Genomic DNA, 23,824 nt, shown 5'->3' with positions numbered 1-23,824 from the left:
CTCGCTCCTGTACTCCGTACGGACGGCTCAGCGCATGCGGACGTACGGCATGGCGGAAGCTGGTCTCTGTGAGCTGCCGCAGCGGGGGATCACCCGCCGTCCACGCCCCCGTCCCAGCGGGCCCGGCGCATGTCGACGCGCGGTATGTGCCCGGCGGAGCGGGCGGCCGGACCGGTCGGCTCGCGCAGCGGGGTGCCCTCCGCGTGATACTCCTCCAGGGCGCGCCGCTCCTCCCCCGGCAGCAGCACCCCGTCGGCGCGCACCACGCGCCACCACGGCACCGCGCCCCCGTACAGCGCCATCACCCGGCCGACCTGGCGCGGTCCGCCCTCCTCCAGCCACTCGGCCACGTCGCCGTACGTCATCACGCGGCCGGGCGGGATCCGCTCCGTGACGTCGAGCACACGCTCCGCGTAGTCGGGGAGCTCCCCGGGGTCTGCTGCCATGCGGGCCATGGTGCCCTACGCCACCGACAACGCTCGTCGGTCTCTGTTGTGTATCTCGCGCCCCTCGAATGCCCCCTCGTGCCACCAGGAGCCGCCCCCTCGTGCCACCATCTTCCGGGCGGTGACGAGCGCTGCGCACTCCCGGGGGGCGACTCCCGGACCTTCAGCCGGACAAGCGGGCCAGTCGGGGGAAGCCGGCGGGTGCCGCGGGACGAGCCTCAGTGATACGGGACCAGGACGAGACGACAGACGGGCAGCGGCCGGGTGAACAGCCCCTCCAGGAGGGGGCTCCCGCCGCTGAGGAGCCTGCCGGGAAGAGGAACGTCCTGCGCGAGAAGCACACCCCTGGAGGGGACGAGGACCACAAGGGGCACACGGAGCCGCACGAGGGCCCCGTGGAGCCCCCTGAGAGCGAGCGCTCAGAGCACGCGGAGGGCACGGGGGGCACAGAGCCGACGGAGCCCACCGGGCCCACCGGGCCCGCGGATCCCACGGATCCCACGGATCCCGCGGAGCCCACGGATCCCGCGGAGCCCAGGGAACGCGTCGCGCACGCGGACCGGGTCGAGATCGAGAGCGACGAGCCGTTGCTGTCGGCGCGCGTCCACCGGCCCTCGGACCTGCTGCGGATGGGCCTCGGCCTGCTCGGCATCGTCCTGGTGCTCACCATCGCGAACTTCGCGCACGGCACCACCGCGGGCCTGGAGCAGGACATCGACAAGGGCACCAAGGAGGCGCCCGATCTCCTGATCAGCCTCACCGGGCTGGCGTCGAGCATCGCCGTGCTCCTCGTGCCCGTCGCCTTCGCCATCGAGCGGCTGGTCAAGCGGGACGGGCTGCGGATCGCGGACGGCGTGCTCGCCGCGGTGCTCGCCCACGGCGCCTCGCTCGCCGTGGACCTGTGGGTCGCGCGGGCGGCTCCGGAGTCGATCCGGGACGCGCTGACCAAATCGTTCTCCGAGAGCGACGCCAGTACGCCCATCCACAGCTACCTGGCGCCCGTGATCGCGTACATGACGGCCGTCGGAATGGCGCGCCGTCCGCGCTGGCGGGTGCTGCTGTGGGCCGTACTGCTCCTGAACGCGTTCGCCGTGCTCGTCCCCGGTTACACGACGGCCTTCTCGATCGTCATCACCATCCTGATCGGCTGGACCGTCGCCTACGGCACGCTCTACGCCGTCGGCACCCCGAACGTCAGACCGACCGGGCAGACGCTGCTCGCCGGACTGCGCAGGGTGGGTTTCAAACCGGTGAGCGCACTGAGGGTCGAGGATCCCAGCGAGGCCGACCGGCGCGACCACAACGACCGGGGACGCCGCTACCGCGTCACCCTGGAGGACGGCCCGCCCCTCGACGTCACCGTGGTCGACAGGGAGCAGCAGGCCCAGGGGTTCTTCTACCGGGTGTGGCGCAGGCTGGCCCTGCGCGGCATCACCCAGCGCCGCAGCCTCCAGTCCCTGCGGCAGGCGCTGGAGCAGGAGGCGCTGCTCGCCTACGCGGCCATCTCGGCCGGCGCCAACGCGCCCCGGCTGATCGCCACCTCCGAACTCGGCCCGGACGCCGTGATGCTCGTCTACGAGCACATCGGCGGCCGCAGCCTGGACTCGCTGCCCGACGAGGAGATCACCGACGAACTGCTGCGCACCACCTGGCACCAGGTGAAGGCCCTCCAGTCGCGCCGTATCGCGCACCGTCGTCTCGTCGGTGACGCCCTCCTGGTGGATCGTTCCGGCGCGGTCTACCTGACGGACCTGCGGGGCGGCGAGATCGCCGCCGGTGACCTCGTGCTCCGTATGGACATCGCGCAGCTCCTGACGACCCTGGGGTTGCGGGTCGGCGCGGAGCGGGCGGTGAACTCCGCCGTCGAGGTCATGGGCCCCGACACCATCGCGGACAGCCTGCCGCTGCTCCAGCCGATCGCCCTCAGCCGCAGCACGCGCACCACGCTGCGCCGTCTCGCCAAGGAGCGCGCGCAGCGCGAGCGCGAGGCGGTCATCGAGGCGTCCCGCGCGAACAAGGAGGCGAAGGCCAAGGAGCACAAGGAGGCGGGCGGCGCACCGGGCTCACGCGCCGAGCGCAAGACCCTCCGCGCGGCCAAGCACGCGGAGAAGAAGGCCATAGACGAGGCGCTGGAGGAGGCGCGCGAGGAGGACCTGCTCGCGCAGATCCGCCAGCAGGTGCTGCTGATGCGCCCCCAGGCGCCCATAGAGCCCGCCCGTCTGGAGCGCATCAAGCCGCGCACCCTGGTCAGCTTCATCGCGGGCACCCTGGCCGCGTACTTCCTGCTGACCCAGCTCAGCCAGGTGCCCCTCGACAAGGTCCTCAAGGCGAACTGGGCGTGGGTCGGCGGCGCGGTCGCCTTCTCCTCGCTGACCTACCTGTGCGCCGCGATGTCCCTCCTGGGCTTCGTCCCGGAGAAGGTCTCCTTCTGGCGCACCGTGCAGGCACAGGTGGCGGGCTCCTTCGTGAAGCTGGTGGCCCCCGCCGCCGTCGGCGGGGTCGCGCTCAACGCGCGCTTCCTCCAGCGCTCCGGGGTACGTCCGGGGCACGCGGTGGCGAGCGTCGGCGCCTCGCAGCTCTTCGGGCTGGGCAGCCACATCACCCTGCTGCTCCTGTTCGGCTACATCACCGGCACCGAGCACACGCCCACCCTCTCGCCCTCGCGGACGGTCATCGCGGGCCTTCTGACGGCCGCCGTGCTCGTGCTGATCGTGACGGCCGTACCGGCGCTGCGCCGGTTCGTCTCGGAGCGGGTGCGCTCCCTGTTCGCCGGGGTCGTGCCGCGGATGCTGGACGTGGTGCAGCGTCCGCAGAAGCTGCTGACCGGTGTGCTCGGGATGCTGCTGCTGACGCTGATGTTCGTGATGTGCCTGGACGCGTGCGTACGGGCCTTCGGCTACCAGGCGAGCTACGCCAGCCTCGCGGTCGTCTTCCTCACCGCCAACGCGCTGGGCTCCGCGGCCCCCACCCCCGGCGGTCTGGGCGCGGTCGAGGCGGCCCTCATCGGTGCGCTGATCGCCTTCGGGGTGCCGAAGGAGGTCGCGACTCCCGCGGTGCTGCTGTTCCGGCTGATGACCCTGTGGATCCCGGTGCTGCCGGGCTGGCTGTCCTTCACCCACCTCACCCGCAAGGGCGCGCTGTAGGACCAGCCCGCCCGTGACCGTACGCAGCCACCCGTACGGCCCGTACAGCGCGCCCCGAGGGCCCAGCCGTACGCACGATGGCCTCCCATCTCCTCCTGGGAGGACGACGCCCCATGCCCAGCTCCCTGTCCATACGGTCCGGTGCCGCGCTGGCCGCCGCCCTGGTGCTGGCCGCGACGGCCGCCACGGGGTGCGGCGGAGGTGACGACGGGGGCGGGAGGAGCGGGGCGGGCGAGAGCGCGGACGCGTCCTCCTCGGGCGCCCCCGCCGACTCCGACGACCCTTCCGACGGTGCGGAGCGGGACCCGGGCCCCGGTGCCGACAGGGACGAGGGCGACGGCGGAGAGGGCGACGGCCCCACGCGGCGGCGGACGGCCGACCTTCCGGACGGGCTCACCGGGCAGAAGCTGGACTGGTCGCGCTGCCCGGCGCCCGACGCCGCACAGGGCGACCAGGGCGGCTCCCCCTCCCCCATGCCGGACGGCACGGTGTGGGAGTGCGCCACCCTCAAGGCGCCCGTGGACTACAGCAAGCCGCGCGGCAGGACCCTGGGCGTCGAGATGATCCGTGCCGAACGGCACGAAGGGAAGAAGAAAAGCCCCCGTATCGGTTCGCTGGTCTTCAACTTCGGCGGCCCCGGCGGCTCGGGCGTCGCCAGCCTCCCGGCGTTCGGACAGGACTACGCGGCCCTCCAGCGCGGCTACGACCTGGTCAGCTTCGACCCGCGCGGCGTGGGCCGCAGCGAGGGCGTCCGGTGCGCGAACGGCAAGAAGATGGACGCGTACTTCGCCGCCGACTGGACGCCCGACACGGACGAGGAGGAGAAGCGGCTCTTCCGCCGCCAGGACCGCTTCGCCGAGGCGTGCGGCAAACGGACGGGCAAACTGCTGCGCCATCTGACCACCGCGAACACCGCCCGCGACATGGACCTCATGCGCGAGGTCCTGGGCGACAGGAAGCTGCACTACTTCGGCATCTCCTACGGCACCGAACTGGGCGGCGTCTACGCCCACCTCTTCCCCGAGAAGGTCGGCCGTGCCGTCCTCGACGCGGTCGTCGACCCAACGGCCACACCCGAGCAGGGCGCGCTCAGCCAGGCGGCGGGGTTCCAGCTCGCCCTGGACAACTATCTGTCCCAGTGCGCGAGACAGGGCCCGGACTGCCCCGTGGGCGACGATCCGGAGGAGGCGAAGCGCCGGATCACCGATCTGCTCGCCCAGCTGGACGCGGAGCCGCTGATCACCGACGGGCCGCGCAGGCTGACCGAGTCGCTCGCCGAGGGCGGCATCGCGCAGGCGCTGTACTCCGAGGAGATGTGGGACCTGCTGTCCCAAGGGCTGGACGAGGCGCTCCATGAGGACAACGGGAGCACTCTGCTGCTCCTCTCCGACTCCCTCAACGGACGCAACCCGGACGGCAGTTACAGCACCCTCCAGGCGTCCCTGACGGCCATCAGCTGCGCCGACGCGAAGGAGCGGTACTCGGCGGACGACATCAAGGCCAGGCTGCCCTCGTTCGCGGAGGCGTCAGGCGTCTTCGGGCCGATGTCGGCGTGGGGCATGGCCCAGTGCCACGGCTGGCCCGTCAAGGGCCGCTGGAAGACGCCGGACGTGAGCGCGCCGGGCTCGGCGCCCATCCTGCTCGTCGGCACGACGGGCGACCCGGCAACGCCGTACGCGGGGACGCGGCGGATGAAGGAGGGGCTCGGCTCGGGCGTGGGCGTCGAACTCACGTACCGGGGCGAGGGACACGGCGCCTACGACAGCAACAACAAATGCGTCAGGGCCCGCGTCAACGGCTACCTGCTCAAGGGCAAGGTCCCCGCCGACGGGACGTCCTGCGGCTGACAGCCAGGCTGACAGTCCGGCTGACAGCCCGGCCGTGGACCCACATCCGGTACGTGGGGCCACGGCCCCCTACATGGGCCACGGCCAATACATAGGGTGGCGCTCCAGGACGACGAGCGAGGGGGAGGGCCACCATGGCGCGAGGAAAGTCCACCGCGATACGGCGGGTACGGCGGACGGGGGCGCTGGCTCTCGCCGCCGCCCTCCTCGCCGGCGCCTGCAGCGGGGGCTCGGACGGGGACGGCGACAGCGACGGCGGGGACAAGCCGAAGGACTCCGCGGCCGAGGGCGGCGGGAAGCTCGGCTGGAAGAAGTGCGCGGCGCCCACCGCCGAGCAGTACCAGATGAGGACCGAGCCCAAGAAGATGCCCGACGGCGCGGAATGGCAGTGCGGAAAGCTCAGCGTCCCGCTCGACCACGCGAAGCCGGACGGCGAGAAGATCGACCTCGCCCTGGTGCGCGTACGGGCGAAGGAGAAGGCCGGGAAGGGGCGCCAGGGCTCCCTGGTCTTCAACTTCGGCGGTCCCGGCGCCTCCGGCGTCGCCCTGCTCCCGCTGGCCGCGCAGAAGAGCTACGACAAGCTCCGTGCGGGATACGACCTGGTGAGCTTCGACCCGCGCGGCATCGGCGAGAGCGCCGGAGTGGTCTGCCAGAGCGCCAAGCAGAAGGACGCCGACTTCGCCCTCGACAGCAGCCCCGACGACGCCAAGGAGGAGCAGGCGCTCAAGGCGGCGCAGAAGAGGAGCGTGCGGGCCTGTGAGAAGCGCGCCGGAAAGCTGCTCCCCCATCTGACGACCGAGGACACCGCGCGCGACATGGACCTGCTGCGGGCGGCCCTGGGCGACGAGAAGCTCAGCTACTTCGGCATCTCCTACGGCACCCAGCTCGGCGGCGTCTACGCGCACCTCTTCCCCAAGCGCGTGGGCCGTATGGTCCTCGACGCGCCCATAGACCCGACCCTGGGGACGCGCGAGATGGCGCTGGGGCAGACGAAGGGCTTCGAGCTCGCGCTGGGCAACTACCTCAAGGACTGTGTGAAGTCCGCCACCTGTCCCCTGGGGACGAGCGAGGCGAAGGCGTCGGGGAAGCTGCAGGCGCTGCTGACGAAGATCGACAAGAAGCCGCTGGCCACGCGCGGGGACCGCGTGGTGACCGAGGCGATGGCGACGACGGCGGTCGGCGCCGCGCTGTACTCCAAGGAGACCTGGGCGCCCCTCTCGATGGCGCTCCAGGAGGCGCGGTCAGGGAAGGGCGACACCCTGCTCGCCCTGTCCGACGCCTATACGGGACGCGGCCAGGACGGCAAGTACACGAACATGCAGGAGGGAGGCGCGGCCGTGAACTGCGCCGACCGCAGCGCTCGTACCTCTTATGAGGACGCGAAGAAGGAGACAGGCGCCTTCCGCGACGCCTCCCCCGTCTTCGGCCCCTCGCAGGCGTGGGCGCTGACGTCCTGCGAGGGCTGGCCCGTGCGCGGCAAGAGCGACACGGTCGACGTCCGTACGGACAGCGACGCGCCCGTCGTGGTGGTGGGCAACACCGGCGACCCGGCGACGCCGTACAAGGGCGCGCGGAAGATGACGGACGCGCTGGGCGGCGGGGCCCGGCTGCTCACCTTCAAGGGCGAGGGGCACGGCTCGTACGACACCGGCGACGCGTGCGTCCAGAAGAACGTGAACGGCTATCTGCTGGACGGTGAAGCGCCGAAGGACGGCACCGTCTGTCCGTGACGGTGCCGTCCTTCGGGGACGCGGACGTATGGGGCGAGTGGCGGGGTGGACCGGGTCAGTAGACCGGCTTGTCGGGCTCGATCTGGTTCACCCAGCCGATGACGCCGCCGCCGACGTGGACGGCGTCGGCGAAGCCCGCGTTCTTGAGCACGGCGAGGACTTCCGCGGAGCGGACACCCGTCTTGCAATGCAAGACGATCTTCTTGTCCTGCGGAAGATCCTGGAGGGCCGTGCCCATCAGGAAGTCGTTCTTGGGGATCAGCCGCGCGCCGGGGATCGAGACGATCTCGTACTCGTTCGGCTCGCGGACGTCGATCACGTCGATGCTCTCGCCGTCGTCCATCCACTCCTTGAGCTGCTTGGGAGTGATGGTCGATCCGGCGGCGGCCTCCTGGGCCTCCTCGGAGACGACGCCGCAGAACGCCTCGTAGTCGATCAGCTCGGTGACCGTGGGGTTCTCGCCGCAGATCGCGCAGTCGGGGTCCTTGCGGACCTTCACCTGGCGGTAGGTCATCTCCAGCGCGTCGTAGATCATCAGGCGGCCGACGAGGGGCTCGCCGATGCCCGCGAGAAGCTTGATCGCCTCGTTGACCTGGATGGAGCCGACCGAGGCGCAGAGCACGCCCAGGACGCCGCCCTCGGCGCAGCTCGGCACCATGCCGGGCGGCGGGGGCTCGGGGTAGAGGCAGCGGTAGCAGGGGCCGTGCTCGCTCCAGAAGACGGACGCCTGCCCGTCGAAGCGGTAGATCGAACCCCACACGTACGGCTTGTTCAGCAGCACGCACGCGTCGTTGACCAGGTAACGGGTGGCGAAGTTGTCCGTGCCGTCCACGATCAGGTCGTACTCGGCGAAGATCTCCATCACGTTCGAGGAGTCGAGGCGCTCCTCGTGGATGTTGACCTTCGTGTACGGATTGATCCCGAGGACCGTGTCCTTCGCCGACTCGGCCTTGGGGCGGCCGATGTCCGCCTGGCTGTGGATGATCTGCCGCTGCAGGTTCGACTCGTCGACCTCGTCGAACTCCACGATGCCGAGCGTGCCCACGCCCGCCGCCGCGAGATACATCAGTGCGGGCGAGCCCAGCCCGCCCGCGCCCACGGCGAGCACCTTGGCGTTCTTGAGCCGCTTCTGCCCGTCCATCCCGACATCCGGGATGATCAGGTGGCGCGAGTACCTGCGGACCTCGTCGACGGTGAGCTCACTGGCTGGCTCGACCAGGGGTGGCAGTGACACGGAGACTCCGTTGGTCGGTGGGACGTACGGGGAACCGCCCGCACGAGGGCGGGTATTCCTCTCGTAACACTGCCACGCCCTATCTCATTCCGAGACACCAGGTCCGATGCGCGAGACGATGTCGTCCCAGTACCCGGGCAGGGTCTCCCAGGGGTCCTGACCTCCCCTCGCCGTCCTGTCGGTGAAGCAGACCGTGCCCGCGCCCTGCCAGCGCGCGATGCGCAGCGCCTCCTCCAGGTGCGTGCGCGGCAGCCCGTGGACCAGATGGCAGAACCGCTCCGGCGGAAGGTCGGCCGTCCACTCCGCGGCCTGGGACCAGCGGTAGTCGGACCAGCTCCCGGCGAACGTCACGAGCTGGTCGGCGCACTCCGCGTACCCGGGGTGCGGATACGTTCCGTGCTCCAGGACGACATGGCCGCCGCCCGCTCCCCCGCCGCACAGGGCCCGCACGGTCGTCGCCGTACGACTGGCCTCCATGAGCCGTTCGGAGACGGCGGGACAGCGCGCCATGTAGAAGCCGTCGACGCCGTACCAGTCGAGGAAACGGTGCGCGTCGGAGACGAGTTCACCGAACGGCCGCGAGCCGTACCGCATGTCGAGATGGCCGAGCACCGCGACCCCGGACTGGCGCAGCGCCGCGGCGGCGGGCGCGCAGTACGGGTCGGGGCGCGCCCCGGGTCCCGCGTTCACGTTGAGCACCGCCCACTGGAGCGGTCCGCCGGTGCCCGTGGGGCCGGGCAGCGCGCCCAGCCCTGGACGGGACAGCTCGGCCCACTCCATGGGCGCCACCATGGGATGCGCGCAGCCCGGCACGGCCAGGCCGAGCCCTTCGCCCCGCCCGTCCGCCGCCTGCCGCGCACGTCCGGGTCTGATCAGATACGGCATGCCGCCTCCATCCAGATGTCGGCCAGGGACTCCTCCAGACCGATACGGGGACGCCAGCCCAGCCGGTCACGCGCCGTACGGACGTCGGCCTGCTGCCAGCTCCCGCAGCCGTCCGGATACGGATAGGCCGACGGCTGGGGTGCGCTCCCCTGGTGCGGTCCCGGCTGCCCTGGATGCCCTGGATGCCCCGGACCACCGGGGTGCGCCGGACCGCCGGGCCCGCCCAGGTGGCCAGGACCGCCCTGGTGGCCGGGCCCGCCCGCGTGCCCCGGACCGCCCGCGTGCGCGGGCCCGCCGACGGCGTGCGCCGCGGCCCCCGCGCCCACCGCGTGCGCGGAGGGCGGTCCGCCCGCGGGCGACGGCACCACGACGCCGGGCCCCGCCGTCACGCCCGCCGGGCCGTCGGCGGATCCCGGAGCGCCGGGCGCGACACCGTGCTCGTGGACCGCGCCCGTGTACCCGGCGACGCGCGCCAGCAGCGAGGCCACGTCGCGCAGCCGCACCGCGCGGCCCGTGCCGATGTTGACGATGCCCTGCGCGGCGGAGAGCGAGGCGGCGTGCACAGCGCGCGCGATGTCCCGTACGTCCACGAAGTCCCGCTGGACCCCGAGCCCGTTCAGCCGCAGCTCGCTGTCCCCCTGCTGCATGGTGCGCCGCATCGCCTCGGCGAGCCGCCCGAGCGGCGAACCGGCCGGAGTGCCGGGCCCGATGGGCGAGAACACGCGCAGCACCACGGCGTCCAGCCCGGAGGCGGTGACCAGCTCGGTGCCGGCCAGCTTGCTCACGCCGTACGGGCCGCCGGGGCGCGGCACGGCGTCCTCGCCGGTGGACGAACCGGCCTGCGAGGGCCCGTACTCGGCGGCGCAGCCCAGGTGGACGAGGCGCGCCCCGCAGCCGCTGCGGCGCAGCGACTCGCACACGGTGGCGGTCGCCACGACGTTGTGCCGGATCAGCTCCCGTCCGCCGCCGCGCGTGGCGCCCGCGCAGTTGATGACGACGCCGGGATGGACCGCGTCGAGGAAGCGGGTCAGGGCGCCGGGGCTGCCCGTGGACAGGTCGAAGCGGACGTCCGCCTCGTCACTCCTGCCGAGCGCCGTGAGCTGCACGGCGGGGTCGGCCAGGAGCCTGTCGGCGACGAACCTGCCGAGGTAACCGGAGGCTCCCAGAAGCAGCACTCTCATCGCACGTCCTCCCGCGGTCCGCACACGGCGGTGCACGGCGGTGTCAACTGGTCGGTGGTCATCGGGTCTTGCTCCTTCTCGGTGTTGCACGGTCGCGTACGGGCGTCCCGCGCGGGGCGCCGTACGGAGGGCGGGGCGGCGATCATGCGGGCTCCGCCGCCCTGTGGTGTGCGGAGGCGCCGGTCAGTGCGTGGGCGGCGTACGCCAGCAGACCGAGCGCCGCGCAGGCGCAGGCCGTGACGGTGACGGCGTACGGGCCGCAGGCGGCGACGGCGGTCTCCACGGGACGGCCCAGCACGCCGAGCCCCGGCAGCCGGGCGGCGAGCACGGCCGTGAGGGCGAGGGCCTCACCGGCGCAGGCGGCGCCGAGCCCGGCCGAGGCGGCGGGCCCGAAGCCGTGCGCGGTCAGCAGCAGCGCCGCGAACAGCAGGACGCCCAGGGCCATCGAGACACCCAGCGGTCCGGCGAGGTCCGGCTGCGGGACGGCGTCCGCCGGGAGGGTGTCCGCCGGGAGGGCGCGCGCGGCATCGGCCCGCGCGCCCACGTACGCGTACGCGGTACCGGCGAGGGCGTGCGCCGCGCCCTGCACGGCCAGCAGCGCCACGGCGAAGAGCGCGACGACCCCGGCCAGCAACGGGCGTACCCCGGCGGCGAACTCCTCCAGGCTGACGCTGACCGCGAGCCTGCGCCGCGCCCGTGCGGAGAACCAGCGGGCGCACCAGACGGCGGGCGCGACGCCGAGCGCGAGCGCCAGCGCCGTGCCGGGCGCCCCCGGCATCTCCCGTACGCCCGAGGTCAGCAGCGCGTGACCCAGATCCCCTACGTCGGGGCCGCCCGCCAGGACGTTCGCCAGCAACCGGTCGCCGTGGAGCGCGAATCCGGCCAGCCAGCAGATCCAGAGCGCCGTGCCGCGCGGCAGGGGAACGGCGCGCAGCGCGTACCGCGCGCCCATCAGCACCACGACCGCCCCCACGAGCGCCACCGTCAGCCGCGCGAACGGGGGCACGGCGGGCACCAGCGCGAGCGCGCCGAGCACCAGCGCGCACAGCGCGCCGGGCAGCAGCGGCAGCGCCGCCCGGCCGGACGGCACGCCGCGCCGGTGCGGAACGGCCGCGGAGGCCGCAGGGGGCGCGGCGGCACCGGACGGTGCGCCCAGGTCACCCGCCTCTCCCGCCTCACCCACGCCGCCCGCGCCACCCACGCCGCTCTCCAGCCGGGAGCGCGCGTCGGCGCGGGGCACGCGGGCGTACAGCTCCTCCGCGAGCGAGAAGACGTCCCGGTGCTTGAAGCGCGCGGCCGTACGGTCGGTGACGCCGTGGGCCTCCAGCCCTGCGGCGATCTCCAGGGGGTCGACGGCGTGCTCGCACAGCTCACGGTGCTGGTGCATCAGCCCGCGTACGGGATCGGCTGGGGCGTTCATCCGGCCTCGCCCTCCCCCGCGTCCGCCCCCACGCCCACCGGCGCGCTCCCGGCAGCGCCGTCCGCGCTCCCCGCCCTGTCGGTCCCGTCGGCCCCGTCCGTCCCGTCGGTCCTCCCGGCCCCACCGGTCCCGGCCGGTGCGTCGGCCCCCGCCGCCCAGCTCGGCGTCGAGGGCGCCAGGGCGCCGGAGGCGGTGCGGCGTACGGCCGGGACGGCCCAGCGGCCCGGGAGATGCGCCTCGGCGGGGCGCGCGAAGGGGTGGGGCGCCCCGTCCGTCCCGGCCCCCTCGGCCTCACTCCCCGCCGCGCCCCGTACCGGGCAGTGCGACATCAGCTCCAGGTAGATGCCACGGAATGCCTCGATGTTCTGCTCGACGGTGAACAGCTCCAGCGCGCGCGACCGCGCCGCGGCGCCCAGCCGGGCGCCGCGCGCCGGGTCCCGCAGCAGGTCGGCGCAGGCGTCGGCCAGCGCGCGGGGGTTGCGCGGCGGGACGACGAGCCCCGTGCCGCCGATCACCTCGCACACGGCGCCGACGTCCGTCGAGACCGTCGCGCGGCCGCAGAACATCGCCTCCACCAGCGAGACCGGGAAGCCCTCGACCACGCTCGACAGGACCACGACACCGCCCGCCGCGTAGGCGTCGGCGAGGGTCGGGAGGCCGGGGCCGCCCAACTCCTCGAAGGCGACGGGGCATTCACCGATCGAACGCGCGTCCGCCGCCTCGTCGGGGAAGAGCTGCGCGGCCAGCGCCCGGCAGCGCGCCGCGTACTCGGCGTCCTCCGCCTCGCCCCGCGCGACGACGCGCAGCCGCGCGCCGGGGACCATGTCGCGGACCTGAGCGAAGGCGTGCAGCAGCGCGATCAGGTCCTTCGCGGGCTCCACGCCCCCGACCCACACCAGGGTCGGAGCACGCCCCCCCGCGCCCCTCGTGCTGCCCGCGCCCGCGCCGCCCGCGTCCGGCCGCGGGGTGCGGACGGCGGCCCGCTCGCCGACCTCGGCGAACGGGGACGCGTCCATGCCCGGATAGACGGTGCGCAGCTTCCCGGGGCGCGCGCCGCAGCGTTCCTGCCAGCGCCGCGCGTGGGTGTTGCCCGGAGTGATCAACTGCGCCCGCGCGTACGCCTCCCGCGCGAGCCGCCCCTGGAACGAGGCCAGCATGGCGCGCACGGGGGCGCCCGCCGCCACGGGGGCCACGGCGCCCGCGGCGCTCGCGAGATAGTGCTCGCGCAGCCGTACGCCGTACTCGGTGATCAGCAGGGGCGTGCCGAACGCGCGCTGGGCGAGCAGCCCCGGCAGCGCGGCCAGACCGCCGCCCACCGCGTGGCACAGGTCGGCGGCGGAGAGGCCGGGGTCGCCGCCCCGCTCGCCGTACCAGTCGAGGGAGAGGGGGCGCAGGGCGCGCTCCAGGCGCTCGGTGACCGCCAGCAGGTCGGAGACCTGCGCGGACTGGACCGCGCGGAGCGCGCCGGGTGCGCGGCAGGCCGACTCCAGGACGCGGACGGCCTGTTCGGAGCGGAGCGCGGGCGAGAGTCCGCCGCGCTCGGACGCGAGTTCGGCCAGCCCGTACAGACCTGCGGCGAAACGGTCCGCCTGCTCGGTGGTGCGCCCTTCGCGCGCGCCGGGCCACGCGCCCTCGGCCCCTTCAGCGCTCCCGGAACCCTCCGCGGCACTCCCCGGAGGCTCCTCCGTCTCGGCCGCGCAGACCGTCTCGGCCAGGTCCCTGAAGTGCTCGGCGAACCGGCGCCGTTCGCGACGCCCGTACGAGAGCGGGGCGGCGCCCGTCGTGGGGTCCCCGCCTGCCGGACCGTTCCCCCACAGGGGCGCGGTGCGCACCCGTGCGACGTTGCGCGGGAGTTCGCACCAGCCCGCCTCCTCCTGGCGTGCGCCGCGGCTGAGCGCGTAGACGTCGAACTCGTGACCGTCGAGACCGCGCAGCAGGCGGTCGCACCACACCACCGATTCACCCCGCGCGTAGGGGTAACCACCCTCCGTAAGCAGTGCGACGCGCACGCACGCACCCCCGATCGTTTCTCCGTGTGCGGGCCACCAGCCGTACGCGGCCCGGTGGCGTGACGCGGAAGACGGTATGCGCGCGCCCCACCCACGCGATGGACGGTTGTCCATCGCGCCACCGGAAGGGGTGAACACCCGTGACTTTCCCGGGCGTCAGGCGTTGAGGGCCCCGCGGCGGGGGCGGGGAGCGGTTACGAGCGGGGATGCGGCCAGGCGTTCGGACGGCACGTCGCGCCGTCCGTCGTCAGATACTTGGTCTGCTGCATCATGACGGGCGCGACCGCGCCGTCCTTCGGGCAGCCGACATGGCCGTGCCCGAGCCGGTGCCCGACCTCGTGGTTGATGAGCATCTGGCGGTAGCTGTGCATGTGGTCGTCGCCGAACGTCTTCGCGCCGCGCGCCCACCGATAGGCGTTGATCATGACGCGCTCGGTGGCGGCGGAGTCGCAGGAGACCTTCTCCTGGCTGGTGTCCAGCCCCGACTTCGCGCACCACACGTCGGTCGTCTTCGGGCTGGCCAGGGTGATCACGAAGTCCGCGTCGCCCTTGGACACCCGCTCGAAGCTGCGCTCACCGCCCTGCGCCCAGCTGCGCTTGTCGTTGAGCGTCTTGTGCACCGCCTCGGCGAACAGCTCCCCGTCCAGCGGGAGCCCCTTCTCGACGTCCACGCGGTAACGCAGCACCTTCTTGCCGCGGGGGCCCTTCTCATGGCCGCCGACGGTCGCGAACGTGCCCTTCCCCTTGAAGTCCGCCGCCAGCGGGAAGGGCTTGGCCATCTTGTCGTCGTACGACTCCCTGGACTCGCCCGGCGTCGCCGAGCGTCCAGCGCGCTCGTCCCGGCTGTCCGTGTGCGAACCGTCCGACGCCGGGTCGGCCTTGTCCGCGCGCTGCCCGGCCTTCACGCCGGACTCCGCGCCGTCGTCCTTGCGGTGCTCGCCCGTGGCGACCTGTCCGGCGATGATGAACGCCAGCACGGTGGTCACGGCCGCCGCCGCGATCCCGGTGTACGCCTTTCCCTTGCTGCCCTTCTCTTCCGGGGGCGCGATGGGCGCGAGCGGGGCGTACGGCTCGTCCAGCGGGGGCTCCCCCGGACCGCCGCGCCGCGCGCCGCGCCCGGAGCCCGCTCCCGCGCCGACTCCCTGCGTCCCGGGGCGCGGCCGGGGCTCCCCGGGCGCGCGCCGCTGCCCGGGCAGCACGGGCGCACCCGTGCCCATACCCGCACCCGGACCCGCGCCCGGCCCCGGAGCCACGCCGCTTCCGGCGGTCCCGGCGGCCCCGGGCGCCCCTACGGCGCCCATGGCCCCGGTGGCGCCCGCGCCACCCGTCACTCCGGGCGCCCCCCGCATGCCTCGACCGCCACGGCGGGCGCCCGGCGCACCCGGAGCCCCCGGAGCACCCGCCGCGAAGACGTCGTCCTCGAAAGCGTCCAGATAGTCCTGCCGCGGCCCCCCGGCAGCCCGTCGCGCGCCCAGCCCCGAGGCACCGGGCACGGGCCCGCCGCCGGGACGCCCGTACGGGCGCTGCCCGCGTCCCGCCCCGGGCGGGGGCGGCGCGTAGCCCCGCCCGGTCTCGGGCTGTTCGGGGTGTCCGGACGGCGACTCGGTGACCCTGGGCACGCCGCCGGGCGGCGTCGGCCCGCCGTACACGGGCGAGCCGTGCGCGGGCGTGACGGGGCCCGGCCCGCCCGCCGGGCGCTGTCCTCCTGGTCCTACGCGCGGCACCCCGCCGGGCGGCGTGACGGCGGCACGCGGCACGCCGTGCGCGGGTGTGCCGTAACCGGCCTGCCCGTAGGGCACGTTCTGCCCGCCGGGACCGGGCGATCCCCCCGGTCCCCCCGGTGCGTACGGATCGCCCTGCTGGCCCGGTGCGGGCCTCCGTCGCGGACGCCCCTGCGCGCGCGGCGCGGCACCCTGGGACGCCGCGGGTATCGCGGACGTCTCCTCGGGGCCGGGCTTGCCTCTGCGGCTATGGCGTCCCACTAGTCACCTTTCCGGGTTGCCGGAGTTGCCGAAGTTGCCGGAGTCGCCCCCGCAGCGTCGCGGCCATCCTGCCGCTCCGTCAACCGAGCGGAATCCTGTACGAGTTCACGCACGGCCGGTGCGACGACCTCCGGGTACTCCATCATGGCGACGTGCCCTGCGTTCGGCAGAGCGAGCATCCGGGAGTCGCGGAACGCGGAGGCCGCGCGGCGGGCCATCCGGAACGAGACCAGTTGGTCCCGTCCGCCGTACACGAGCAGCGTGGGCGCGAGGACGCGCTCGGCCTGCCGCCACAGCGCGTGCTGCCCGCCGAGCGTGTACGCGTCGACGAGGCCGCGGGCCGAGCGGGTCATGACGTCCCAGAAGTACGGCAGCGTGAGCCTGCGCTCGTACTCCTCCACCGCGAGCGCGAAGTCACCGGGCGTGACGCGGCCCGGGTCGCCGTAACAGAGCGAGAGCATGTCGGAGGTGCGCCGCTCCGGCGGCCAGTCCTTGGTCAGCCGGGCGAACAGCCGCGCCACGCCGGGCACGGCGACCAGCACCGTCGGGATCGTGCCGCGCTGCGGGGGGATCTCCGGCAGCGCCGGGGAGATCAGGGTGAGCGTGCGCACCAGGTCGGGGCGGACGGCCGCGACGCGCGTCGAGACGGAGCCGCCCAGCGAGTTGCCGATCAGGTGCACGGGCCCGCGGCCGTCGGCGTCGAGATAGCGGATGACCGCCCTGGCGTGCCCGGAGATCGAGTAGTCGCCGCTGTCGGGCGGCGGGGAGTCGCCGAAACCGGGCAGGTCGACGGCCTCACCGTCCAGGTCACCGGCGAGCTCGCGCATCAGCGCCGACCAGTTCTGCGAGGAGCCGCCCAGCCCGTGCACGTACAGCGCCGGAGGGCGCGCGTCCCCTTCCCTCACGGCCCCTTCCCCCGCGGCCCCTTCTTCTACGGCCGGGTCCCGGCGCAGTCCGCGCACGGCCAGGGTGAGTCCGGGCAGCGGCACCGTCCGCAGCGTCTCCCCTTCGCCGACCCTCGAACCGGACAGCGGAGCCATGGAACGGGATGTCACGGTGGGGCGGATTCCCGGCTGCTCGGTGGACGACATGGGGCAATGTTACGAGACGATCACATGCCCCCACGCGTGTTCACCCTCACAAGGGGAAACACACAACCCCGGCGCCCTCCCGCGGCTCCGCACGCACGCGGTGTGCGCCGTACGACAGTGGCTTCTACGCTCGAATGAAGGGCGCCGCCCTGGAAAGGGGAGCTGACATGCCTCCTGTGGACCCGACGGACCCCGAGACCTTCGAGGACGTGTACGAGGACGAGCCCGAGGAACCGGCCGGGTTCGAGACCCCGGAGGAGGACGCGGCGGAACAGCAGAAGGACCTGCTCCAGCACCGCGACTCACCGATGACCGACCGGGGTCTGGACGAGGTGGATCCCGCGGACGCGGCGGAACAGGCACGGGTGGTGGAGGAAAACGAGGACGAGTACCGATAAAGCCCCCACCGCGGGCCCCGTCCGCGTCCCGGCCAGTGAAATTCTCGGCTCACACCGCGCGCGCTCCTGTTACCCAAAAGTACGATGGCGACGCAGCGCAGTTCGCGCTCAGAACAACAGGGAGGCGGCGTGACAGCCATCGAGCAGACCGAAGCAGCGCGCCCGCGTGGCACGCGTCTGCCCCGCCGGGCCCGACGCAATCAACTGCTGGGCGCAGCTCAGGAGGTCTTCGTCGCGCAGGGCTACCACGCGGCGGCGATGGATGACATCGCCGACCGTGCCGGCGTCAGCAAGCCCGTGCTCTACCAGCACTTCCCGGGCAAGCTCGACCTCTACCTCGCCCTGCTGGACCAGCACTGCGAGGCGCTGCTCCAGGCGGTGCGCGCGGCGCTGGCCTCGACGTCCGACAACAAGCAGCGTGTCGCGGCGACCATGGACGCGTATTTCGGCTTCGTCGAGGACGAGGGCGGTGCCTTCCGCCTGGTCTTCGAGTCGGACCTCACCAACGAGCCGGCCGTGCGCGAGCGCGTCGACAAGGTGAGCCTGGACTGCGCCGAAGCCGTCAGCGAGGTCATCTCCGAGGACACCAAGCTCCCCGCCGAGCAGGCGATGCTCCTCGCGGTGGGCCTGTGCGGCATGGCCCAGATCACCGCGCGTTACTGGCTGGGTGCGGGCCAGAAGATCCCGAGGGACGCGGCGGCCAAGCTGATCGCGTCGCTCTCCTGGCGCGGCATCGCGGGCTTCCCCATGCAGTGACCGGGGCGCGGTCACCGAAGCGGTGATGACCGGGTGCGGGCGCGTACGGCGCGCCCGCGCCCGGTTGTTCGCTCCGGGCGTGGAGCGCGGCCGCCGCCCGGTGTGCGCGCCGGGCTAGTGTTGCTCCCGTACGGCGCGGCTCGCCGCGCACCAGGCCCCAGGCTTCGCCATGGGGAAGTCCTGGGAAACCCGGACCGTCGGAGGGACATAGCCGTGGAGGTCAAGATCGGCGTGCAGCACGCGCCGCGCGAGATCGTCATCGAGAGCAAGCAGGCTCCCGAAGAGGTCGAGAGCGCGGTGTCGGCGGCACTGGGCAGCAGCTCCGGTCTGCTGAGCCTGACGGACGAGCACGGTCGCAAGATCCTCGTTCCGTCGGAGCGCATCGCGTACGTCGAGATCGGCGAGTCGGCCGCCCGGAAGGTCGGCTTCGGCGCGATCTGACGAGTCGGTCCCGGGCGCGCCCGCCGCGTCCGGAACGTTCGAATACCCCACGGCGGCCCCGGGATTGACCCCGGGGCCGCCGTTTCAGTGACGCCCTCGCTGGGGAGTACCGGAACGACCGATTTGCACCGCGGCCGTCCCACCGGCCGACACCCCGAGGAGGCCCTCGTGATCTGGGAGGCACTCGGCTCCGCGGCCATAGGACTCGCACTCGCACATCTCGCGTCGAAGCGCGTCCCCGGGCGGCTTCCGCACCGCCCTCTCGTTCTCACCACCGGCCTGGTGGCCGGTCTGCTGGGCGGGGTCGTGAGCGGCGTCGTCCTCGGCCCCGGCCAGTTCCCCGTCACGCTGCTGTGCGCGGCGGGCGTGGCGGCGGCCATGCTGTCGCTGCTGCTCCGCGTGGACCCCCACGCGGCGGAGTCGCGCCGCCCGAGGCCCGCAGGGGTGGCCCGGGCCGACGCGCGCCAGCGCGAGCGGCGGCGCGCCCCGCGCCAGCGCCCCGCGAGGCCGCCCGGCGCGGCCCGGCCCTCCGGCGCCGCGAGGCCGTAGGGCACCCCCAGGCCGTAGAGCACCGCGAGGCCGTAGAGCACTCCGAAGCCGCAGGGCACCCGAAGTCGTAGCGCGCGAGGTCACAGGGCCTCGCGCGCCTGCCGGTCCCGGCGTCAGGCGGCCAGGCCGAGCGCCGCCATCCGCTTCGTGTGGGCCTCGGTGATCCGGGAGAACATCTTGCCGACCTCGGCCAGGTCGAAGCCGTCGGCGACCCCGCCCACCAGCATCGTCGAGAGCGCGTCGCGGTCCGCGACCACGCGCTGCGCCTGCGAGAGCGCCTCGCCCATCAGGCGCCGCGCCCAGAGCGCGAGCCGTCCGCCCACGCGCGGGTCGGCCTCGATCGCGGCCCGCACCTTCTCGACGGCGAAGCTGGAGTGGCCCGTGTCGTCGAGGACGCTCAGCACCAGGTCACGGGTGTCCGAGTCGAGCCGGGCCGCGACCTCGCGGTAGAAGTCGGAGGCGATGGAGTCCCCGACGTACGCCTTGATCAGGCCCTCCAGCCAGTCGGAGGGAGCGGTCTGGCGGTGGAACTCGTCCAGCGCGGCGGCGAACGGCTCCATGGCCTCCGTGGGCTCCGCGTCGATCGCCGCGAGCCGCTCGCTGAGCTTCTCGAAGTGGTGGAACTCGGCGGAGGCCATCGACGCCAGCTCCGCCTTGTCCGCGAGCGACGGCGCCAGCTTGGCGTCCTCGGCGAGCCGCTCGAAGGCCGCCAGTTCTCCGTAGGCGAGGGCGCCCAGCAGGTCGATCACCGCCGCCCGGTACGTCGGGTCGGCGGATGCCCGCTCCCAGTCCTGGGTGGCGATCCCGGTGCGCTCGGGCTCCGCGGGGGCCTCGGCGCTCTCGGCGGCGTCGGCGGCGGGGGTCTTGTCAGGCGTCTCCATACTCCGCACGATAGCCGTCCCGACCAGGCCCGGAAGCCCCCAGGTGGGGGCGTGAGGGGCCACACAGGGGCCCCGGGAAACTCGTACACAACAATCGCCCCGGTACACATGCGCGTATCCGGGGTACAGTGATATTGGGTCCACTGGAACAGGTGGGCTCGACGCATGCAATGCGGATGCCCGGTCGGTGGCCCGATCGGCTCCGACCAGACAGCCCTCTGCCTGGACCGTGCTCCCCGGCCCGGTCCGCGCTGAGAGGGACCGCTCGCGCGAGAAGGGCGCTTGAGCGAGAGCCAGTGGTCCCGCACCACAGAGCGGACCGACAACGGCCGCTTCGGGTGCGGTACGACCCTCTCCTCGCTCCGCTGGGCCGCCCCTACGCCCAGTGCGCCGCTCAGGCTCGCGCGTCACACAGAAGAGGCAAGCATCCTGTCCACGACGTTTCGAGATCTCGGAATTCTCTCCGAGACGGCCGAGGCCCTTGAGGCCGTCGGCATCACTTCCCCGTTCCCCATCCAGGAAATGACGCTCCCGGTCGCCCTCGCGGGCACCGACGTCATCGGTCAGGCGAAGACCGGCACCGGCAAGACGCTGGGCTTCGGTCTGCCGCTGCTGGAGTCGGTCACCGTCCCCGCCGACGTCGAGCTGGGCCGTGCCAAGCCCGAGGAACTGACCGACGCGCCGCAGGCGCTGGTCGTCGTCCCCACGCGCGAGCTGTGCCAGCAGGTCACGAACGATCTGCTGACAGCGGGCAAGGTCCGCAACGTCCGCGTGCTGTCGATCTACGGCGGCCGGGCCTACGAGCCCCAGGTCGAGGCCCTCAAGAAGGGCGTCGACGTGGTCGTCGGCACCCCCGGGCGGCTGCTCGACCTGGCGGGCCAGAAGAAGCTGCGGCTCTCCTCGGTCAAGGCCCTCGTGCTGGACGAGGCCGACGAGATGCTCGACCTGGGCTTCCTGCCCGACGTCGAGAAGATCATCGAGATGCTCCCGACCCGCCGCCAGACGATGCTGTTCTCGGCGACGATGCCGGGCCAGGTGATCTCGCTCGCCAGGCGTTACATGAGCCAGCCCACCCACATCCGCGCCACCGCGCCGGATGACGAGGGCCAGACGGTGGCGAACACCACACAGCACGTCTTCCGTGCCCACTCGATGGACAAGCCCGAGATGGTCTCGCGCATCCTCCAGGCGGAGGGCCGCGGCCTCGCGATGATCTTCTGCCGGACGAAGCGGACGGCGGCCGACGTCGCCGAGCAGCTCTCGCGGCGCGGCTTCGCGTCCGGCGCGGTCCACGGCGACCTCGGCCAGGGCGCGCGCGAGCAGGCGCTGCGCGCGTTCCGCAACGGCAAGGTGGACGTCCTGGTCTGCACGGACGTGGCGGCGCGCGGCATCGACGTCGACGACGTCACCCACGTGATCAATTACCAGACGCCGGAGGACGAGAAGACCTACCTGCACCGCATCGGCCGCACCGGCCGCGCGGGCAAGTCGGGCATCGCCGTCACCCTGGTCGACTGGGACGACATCCCGCGCTGGCAGCTGATCAACAAGGCGCTGGACCTGGACTTCAACGACCCGCCGGAGACGTACTCCACGTCCCCGCACCTCTACGAGGCGATGGGCATCCCCGAGGGCTGCAAGGGCGTGCTGCCGCGCGCCGAGCGCACCCGCGCGGGGCTGGCCGCCGAGGAGATCGAGGACCTGGGCGAGACCGGCGCGCGTCCGCGCGGCGGCAAGCAGCAGCAGTCCGAGGAGCGCCCCGCGCGCACCCGCGCGCCGCGCCAGCGCCGCCGCACCCGTGGCGGCCTGCGCGACGGTGCCGCGTCCGGATCCGCTCCGGAAGGGGTGGCCGAGGACGCGAAGGCCGACGCGGGCTCCGTCTCCGGCGACGAAGCGCCGGCGCGCAAGCCGCGGCGCCGCCGCCGTACGCGCGCGGGTGGGTCCTCCGCCGAGGGCGCCGCGGCCACCGCGGATGCCGGTGAGGCGAAGGAGGCCAAGGCGGCCAAGGCCCCCAAGGCGTCCGAGGAGAGCGGCGGCGACGCCGCGAAGGCGTCGGACGAGCCGCGCAAGCCGCGGCGCCGCCGCACCCGCTCGGGCAGCAGGCCGGGCGCGGCCAAGGCCCGCGAGGCCGGAGCCACGGAGGCGTCCGGGGACTGATCCCGGCGCCCCGCGCGCGCTCCGGCGCCCGAGCGCGCCTGAGCAGCACGCACTGACGCGGCCCGTCGCCCCTCGGGGGTGGCGGGCCGCGTGCTGTGTGCGGCGGGTAGCGTCCTGGCATGAGCAAGCCCCCCTTCCTCGAACTGCCGCCGGGCGCGCGGGCGTACCGGCTGGAGACCGCGCGCGGCGCGTTCGCCGTGCACGACTGCGGTGCGCCGGAGCGGGGCACCGCGCTGCTGCTGCCCGGGTTCACGGGCAGCAAGGAGGACTTCGTCGGGCTGCTGGAGCCGCTGGCCTCCGCCGGGTTCCGGGTCGTGGCCGCCGACGGGCGGGGGCAGTACGAGACGGGCGGGCCGTCCGACGAGGGCGCGTACGCGCAGGACGAGCTGGCGCGCGACACCCTCGCGCTGGCGGACGCGCTCGGCGCGGAGGGCGAAGGGCCGCTCCCCCATCTGCTGGGGCACTCGCTCGGTGGCCTGGTCGCGCGCGCCGCCGTGCTGCGCGCCCCCGCGCGCTTCGCCTCGCTCACCCTGATGAGCTGCGGCCCCGGCGCCGTCGCCCCGTCGCAGCAGCGCCGCGTGAATCTGCTGCTGGGCGCGCTGCCCGTGCTGGGCATGGAGGAGATCTGGCAGGCGATGCGCGAGCTGGACCAGTCGCTCGGCGAGACCGGGGAGGCGCCCTACTCGGCGGCCGAGGAGGCGGCGACGCCACCGGACGTGGAGGCGTTCCTGCACCGCCGCTGGCTCGCGAACGTACCCGCGCAGATCGCCGTCACCGCGCGGCAGCTCCTGGCCGAGCCGGACAGGACGGAGGAGCTGGCGGCGCTGGAGCTGCCACTGCACCTGGTCTCCGGGAGCGTGGACGACGCCTGGCCGGTGCCGCTGCTGGACGCGATGGCGGAACGGCTGGGCGCACGCCGTACGACGGTCGAGGACACGGGGCACTCCCCCAACGCCGAGCGCCCGGAGGCGACGGCGCGCGCCCTGGCCGGGTTCTGGGGCGCGGTCAGCCCTTCCCCTGGATGAACTGCGTGATGCCGTTGGCGATCTGCTGCACGGCGATGGCCGACAGCAGCATCCCGGAGAGCCGGGTGACGAGGACGACGCCGCCGTCCTTGATGACGCGGATGATCAGCAGCGAATAGCGCATCACCAGCCACAGCACGACGTGCATGGCGACGATCGCCGACCAGACGGAGAGCTGCCCGCCCCAGCCGTCCGCGTGCTGGACGGCGAGGATCACGGAGACGATCGCGCCGGGCCCCGCCAGCAGCGGCATGCCCAGCGGTACGAGCGCGACGTTGACCTCCTTCGTCTGGGTGGGCTCGTCGGTCTTGCCGGTGAGCAGGTCCAGCGCGACGAGCAGCAGGAGCAGCCCGCCCGCGACCATCAGCGCGGGGACGGAGACGTGCAGATAGTCGAGGATCTGCTTGCCGCAGATGCCGAACAGGGTGATCACGCCGAAGGCCACCGTGGACGCCTGGAGCGCCATGCGGCGCTGCACCTTGGCGGGCCGTCCGGAGGTCAGTCCGAGGAAGATGGGCGTGATGCCGGGCGGGTCCATGATCACAAAAAGCGTGACAAAGACGGACCCGAAGAGGGCGAAGTCGAACACAGCGGTGCCTAGGGGTGCGGAGTGAAGGGAGGAGGGTGAAAGGCGGCCCGTGGGCGGGGA

19 protein-coding genes are annotated in these 23,824 nt (G+C 73.5%); 9 read left to right on the top strand and 10 right to left on the bottom strand.

What is annotated here, in order from left to right; all coding sequences use genetic code 11:
• Positions 1 to 89 precede the first annotated feature (89 nt).
• Positions 90 to 446: an MGMT family protein gene (locus ACGF3A_RS04410; RefSeq protein WP_393725648.1), complete on the bottom strand. Its 357-nt coding sequence runs from the start codon at positions 444 to 446 to the stop codon at positions 90 to 92.
• Positions 447 to 667: 221 nt separating this feature from the next.
• Here ACGF3A_RS04410 and ACGF3A_RS04405 point away from each other — a divergent pair, with 221 nt between their 5' ends.
• The 3 genes from ACGF3A_RS04405 (at position 668) to ACGF3A_RS04395 (ending at position 7,166) form a co-directional block, all read left to right on the top strand.
• Positions 668 to 3,589 (top strand): flippase-like domain-containing protein, encoded by a 2,922-nt coding sequence (locus ACGF3A_RS04405; RefSeq protein WP_393725646.1) that lies wholly within the window; start codon positions 668 to 670, stop codon positions 3,587 to 3,589.
• A 113-nt stretch (positions 3,590 to 3,702) separates the two neighbouring features.
• Complete coding sequence (locus ACGF3A_RS04400) at positions 3,703 to 5,436, top strand: alpha/beta hydrolase (RefSeq protein WP_393725644.1); 1,734 nt, start codon at positions 3,703 to 3,705, stop codon at positions 5,434 to 5,436.
• Between the two features lie 134 nt (positions 5,437 to 5,570).
• Positions 5,571 to 7,166, top strand: a complete 1,596-nt coding sequence (locus ACGF3A_RS04395; protein WP_393725642.1) for an alpha/beta hydrolase — start codon at positions 5,571 to 5,573, stop codon at positions 7,164 to 7,166.
• Positions 7,167 to 7,221: 55 nt separating this feature from the next.
• Here ACGF3A_RS04395 and moeZ read toward each other — a convergent pair whose 3' ends face one another.
• The 7 genes from moeZ to ACGF3A_RS04360 form a co-directional block, all read right to left on the bottom strand.
• The gene (gene moeZ, locus ACGF3A_RS04390) at positions 7,222 to 8,400 is read right to left on the bottom strand and encodes an adenylyltransferase/sulfurtransferase MoeZ (protein WP_393725640.1); all 1,179 of its coding nucleotides are present in this window, start codon (positions 8,398 to 8,400) and stop codon (positions 7,222 to 7,224) included.
• 84 nt (positions 8,401 to 8,484) lie between these two features.
• Entirely contained in the window at positions 8,485 to 9,285 is an 801-nt protein-coding gene (locus tag ACGF3A_RS04385) for a spherulation-specific family 4 protein (RefSeq protein WP_393725638.1), read from the bottom strand.
• Complete coding sequence (locus ACGF3A_RS04380; protein ID WP_393725636.1) at positions 9,273 to 10,466, bottom strand: NAD-dependent epimerase/dehydratase family protein; 1,194 nt, start codon at positions 10,464 to 10,466, stop codon at positions 9,273 to 9,275. Before ACGF3A_RS04380 ends, ACGF3A_RS04385 begins: the two co-directional genes overlap by 13 nt.
• 142 nt (positions 10,467 to 10,608) lie before the next feature.
• Positions 10,609 to 11,886: a hypothetical protein gene (locus tag ACGF3A_RS04375; protein WP_393725634.1), complete on the bottom strand. Its 1,278-nt coding sequence runs from the start codon at positions 11,884 to 11,886 to the stop codon at positions 10,609 to 10,611.
• Positions 11,883 to 13,895 carry a DUF3492 domain-containing protein gene (locus tag ACGF3A_RS04370; RefSeq protein WP_393725632.1) on the bottom strand — a complete coding sequence of 671 codons (2,013 nt, stop codon included), beginning with the start codon at positions 13,893 to 13,895 and terminating at the stop codon, positions 11,883 to 11,885. Before ACGF3A_RS04370 ends, ACGF3A_RS04375 begins: the two co-directional genes overlap by 4 nt.
• 194 nt (positions 13,896 to 14,089) lie before the next feature.
• Entirely contained in the window at positions 14,090 to 15,694 is a 1,605-nt protein-coding gene (locus ACGF3A_RS04365; protein ID WP_393725630.1) for a DUF3152 domain-containing protein, read from the bottom strand.
• Between the two features lie 182 nt (positions 15,695 to 15,876).
• Complete coding sequence (locus ACGF3A_RS04360) at positions 15,877 to 16,968, bottom strand: alpha/beta fold hydrolase (protein WP_393725628.1); 1,092 nt, start codon at positions 16,966 to 16,968, stop codon at positions 15,877 to 15,879.
• 167 nt (positions 16,969 to 17,135) lie between these two features.
• Here ACGF3A_RS04360 and ACGF3A_RS04355 point away from each other — a divergent pair, with 167 nt between their 5' ends.
• The 4 genes from ACGF3A_RS04355 to ACGF3A_RS04340 all read left to right on the top strand — a co-directional run bounded on the left by ACGF3A_RS04355 (position 17,136) and on the right by ACGF3A_RS04340 (position 19,112).
• Positions 17,136 to 17,366 (top strand): hypothetical protein, encoded by a 231-nt coding sequence (locus tag ACGF3A_RS04355; protein WP_393725626.1) that lies wholly within the window; start codon positions 17,136 to 17,138, stop codon positions 17,364 to 17,366.
• Between the two features lie 129 nt (positions 17,367 to 17,495).
• The gene (locus ACGF3A_RS04350) at positions 17,496 to 18,122 is read left to right on the top strand and encodes a TetR/AcrR family transcriptional regulator (protein ID WP_393725625.1); all 627 of its coding nucleotides are present in this window, start codon (positions 17,496 to 17,498) and stop codon (positions 18,120 to 18,122) included.
• 213 nt (positions 18,123 to 18,335) lie between these two features.
• Positions 18,336 to 18,563 (top strand): DUF3107 domain-containing protein, encoded by a 228-nt coding sequence (locus ACGF3A_RS04345; RefSeq protein WP_393725623.1) that lies wholly within the window; start codon positions 18,336 to 18,338, stop codon positions 18,561 to 18,563.
• A 168-nt stretch (positions 18,564 to 18,731) separates the two neighbouring features.
• Complete coding sequence (locus ACGF3A_RS04340; protein ID WP_393725621.1) at positions 18,732 to 19,112, top strand: hypothetical protein; 381 nt, start codon at positions 18,732 to 18,734, stop codon at positions 19,110 to 19,112.
• 113 nt (positions 19,113 to 19,225) lie between these two features.
• Here ACGF3A_RS04340 and ACGF3A_RS04335 read toward each other — a convergent pair whose 3' ends face one another.
• Positions 19,226 to 19,993, bottom strand: a complete 768-nt coding sequence (locus ACGF3A_RS04335; protein ID WP_393725619.1) for a ferritin-like fold-containing protein — start codon at positions 19,991 to 19,993, stop codon at positions 19,226 to 19,228.
• Between the two features lie 282 nt (positions 19,994 to 20,275).
• Between ACGF3A_RS04335 and ACGF3A_RS04330 the strand changes: the two genes are divergently transcribed.
• Positions 20,276 to 22,150 (top strand): DEAD/DEAH box helicase, encoded by a 1,875-nt coding sequence (locus ACGF3A_RS04330; protein ID WP_393725617.1) that lies wholly within the window; start codon positions 20,276 to 20,278, stop codon positions 22,148 to 22,150.
• A gap of 119 nt (positions 22,151 to 22,269) precedes the next feature.
• A complete protein-coding gene (locus tag ACGF3A_RS04325) occupies positions 22,270 to 23,175 on the top strand; it encodes an alpha/beta fold hydrolase (RefSeq protein WP_393725615.1) in 906 nt (301 codons plus the stop codon).
• Here ACGF3A_RS04325 and ACGF3A_RS04320 read toward each other — a convergent pair.
• The gene (locus ACGF3A_RS04320; RefSeq protein WP_393725613.1) at positions 23,156 to 23,764 is read right to left on the bottom strand and encodes a MarC family protein; all 609 of its coding nucleotides are present in this window, start codon (positions 23,762 to 23,764) and stop codon (positions 23,156 to 23,158) included. The two genes, ACGF3A_RS04325 and ACGF3A_RS04320, sit on opposite strands and share 20 nt — an antisense overlap.
• Positions 23,765 to 23,824: the final 60 nt, after the last annotated feature.

The organism is Streptomyces sp. NPDC048172 (genome assembly GCF_043202595.1).
GTDB lineage: Bacteria > Actinomycetota > Actinomycetes > Streptomycetales > Streptomycetaceae > Streptomyces.
The sequence above is the reverse complement of the archived record's forward strand: the minus strand, read 5'-3'. Positions and strand labels throughout refer to the sequence as shown.

Excerpts from the sequence above, each read along its gene's own strand:
- ACGF3A_RS04410 (WP_393725648.1), bottom strand. The coding sequence starts at position 446 with ATGGCAGCAGACCCCGGGGAGCTCCCCGACTACGCGGAGCGTGTGCTC.
- ACGF3A_RS04400 (WP_393725644.1), top strand. The coding sequence starts at position 3,703 with ATGCCCAGCTCCCTGTCCATACGGTCCGGTGCCGCGCTGGCCGCCGCC.
- ACGF3A_RS04395 (WP_393725642.1), top strand. The coding sequence starts at position 5,571 with ATGGCGCGAGGAAAGTCCACCGCGATACGGCGGGTACGGCGGACGGGG.
- ACGF3A_RS04385 (WP_393725638.1), bottom strand. The coding sequence starts at position 9,285 with ATGCCGTATCTGATCAGACCCGGACGTGCGCGGCAGGCGGCGGACGGG.
- ACGF3A_RS04380 (WP_393725636.1), bottom strand. The coding sequence starts at position 10,466 with ATGAGAGTGCTGCTTCTGGGAGCCTCCGGTTACCTCGGCAGGTTCGTC.
- ACGF3A_RS04375 (WP_393725634.1), bottom strand. The coding sequence starts at position 11,886 with ATGAACGCCCCAGCCGATCCCGTACGCGGGCTGATGCACCAGCACCGT.
- ACGF3A_RS04360 (WP_393725628.1), bottom strand. The coding sequence starts at position 16,968 with ATGTCGTCCACCGAGCAGCCGGGAATCCGCCCCACCGTGACATCCCGT.
- ACGF3A_RS04355 (WP_393725626.1), top strand. The coding sequence starts at position 17,136 with ATGCCTCCTGTGGACCCGACGGACCCCGAGACCTTCGAGGACGTGTAC.
- ACGF3A_RS04335 (WP_393725619.1), bottom strand. The coding sequence starts at position 19,993 with ATGGAGACGCCTGACAAGACCCCCGCCGCCGACGCCGCCGAGAGCGCC.
- ACGF3A_RS04325 (WP_393725615.1), top strand. The coding sequence starts at position 22,270 with ATGAGCAAGCCCCCCTTCCTCGAACTGCCGCCGGGCGCGCGGGCGTAC.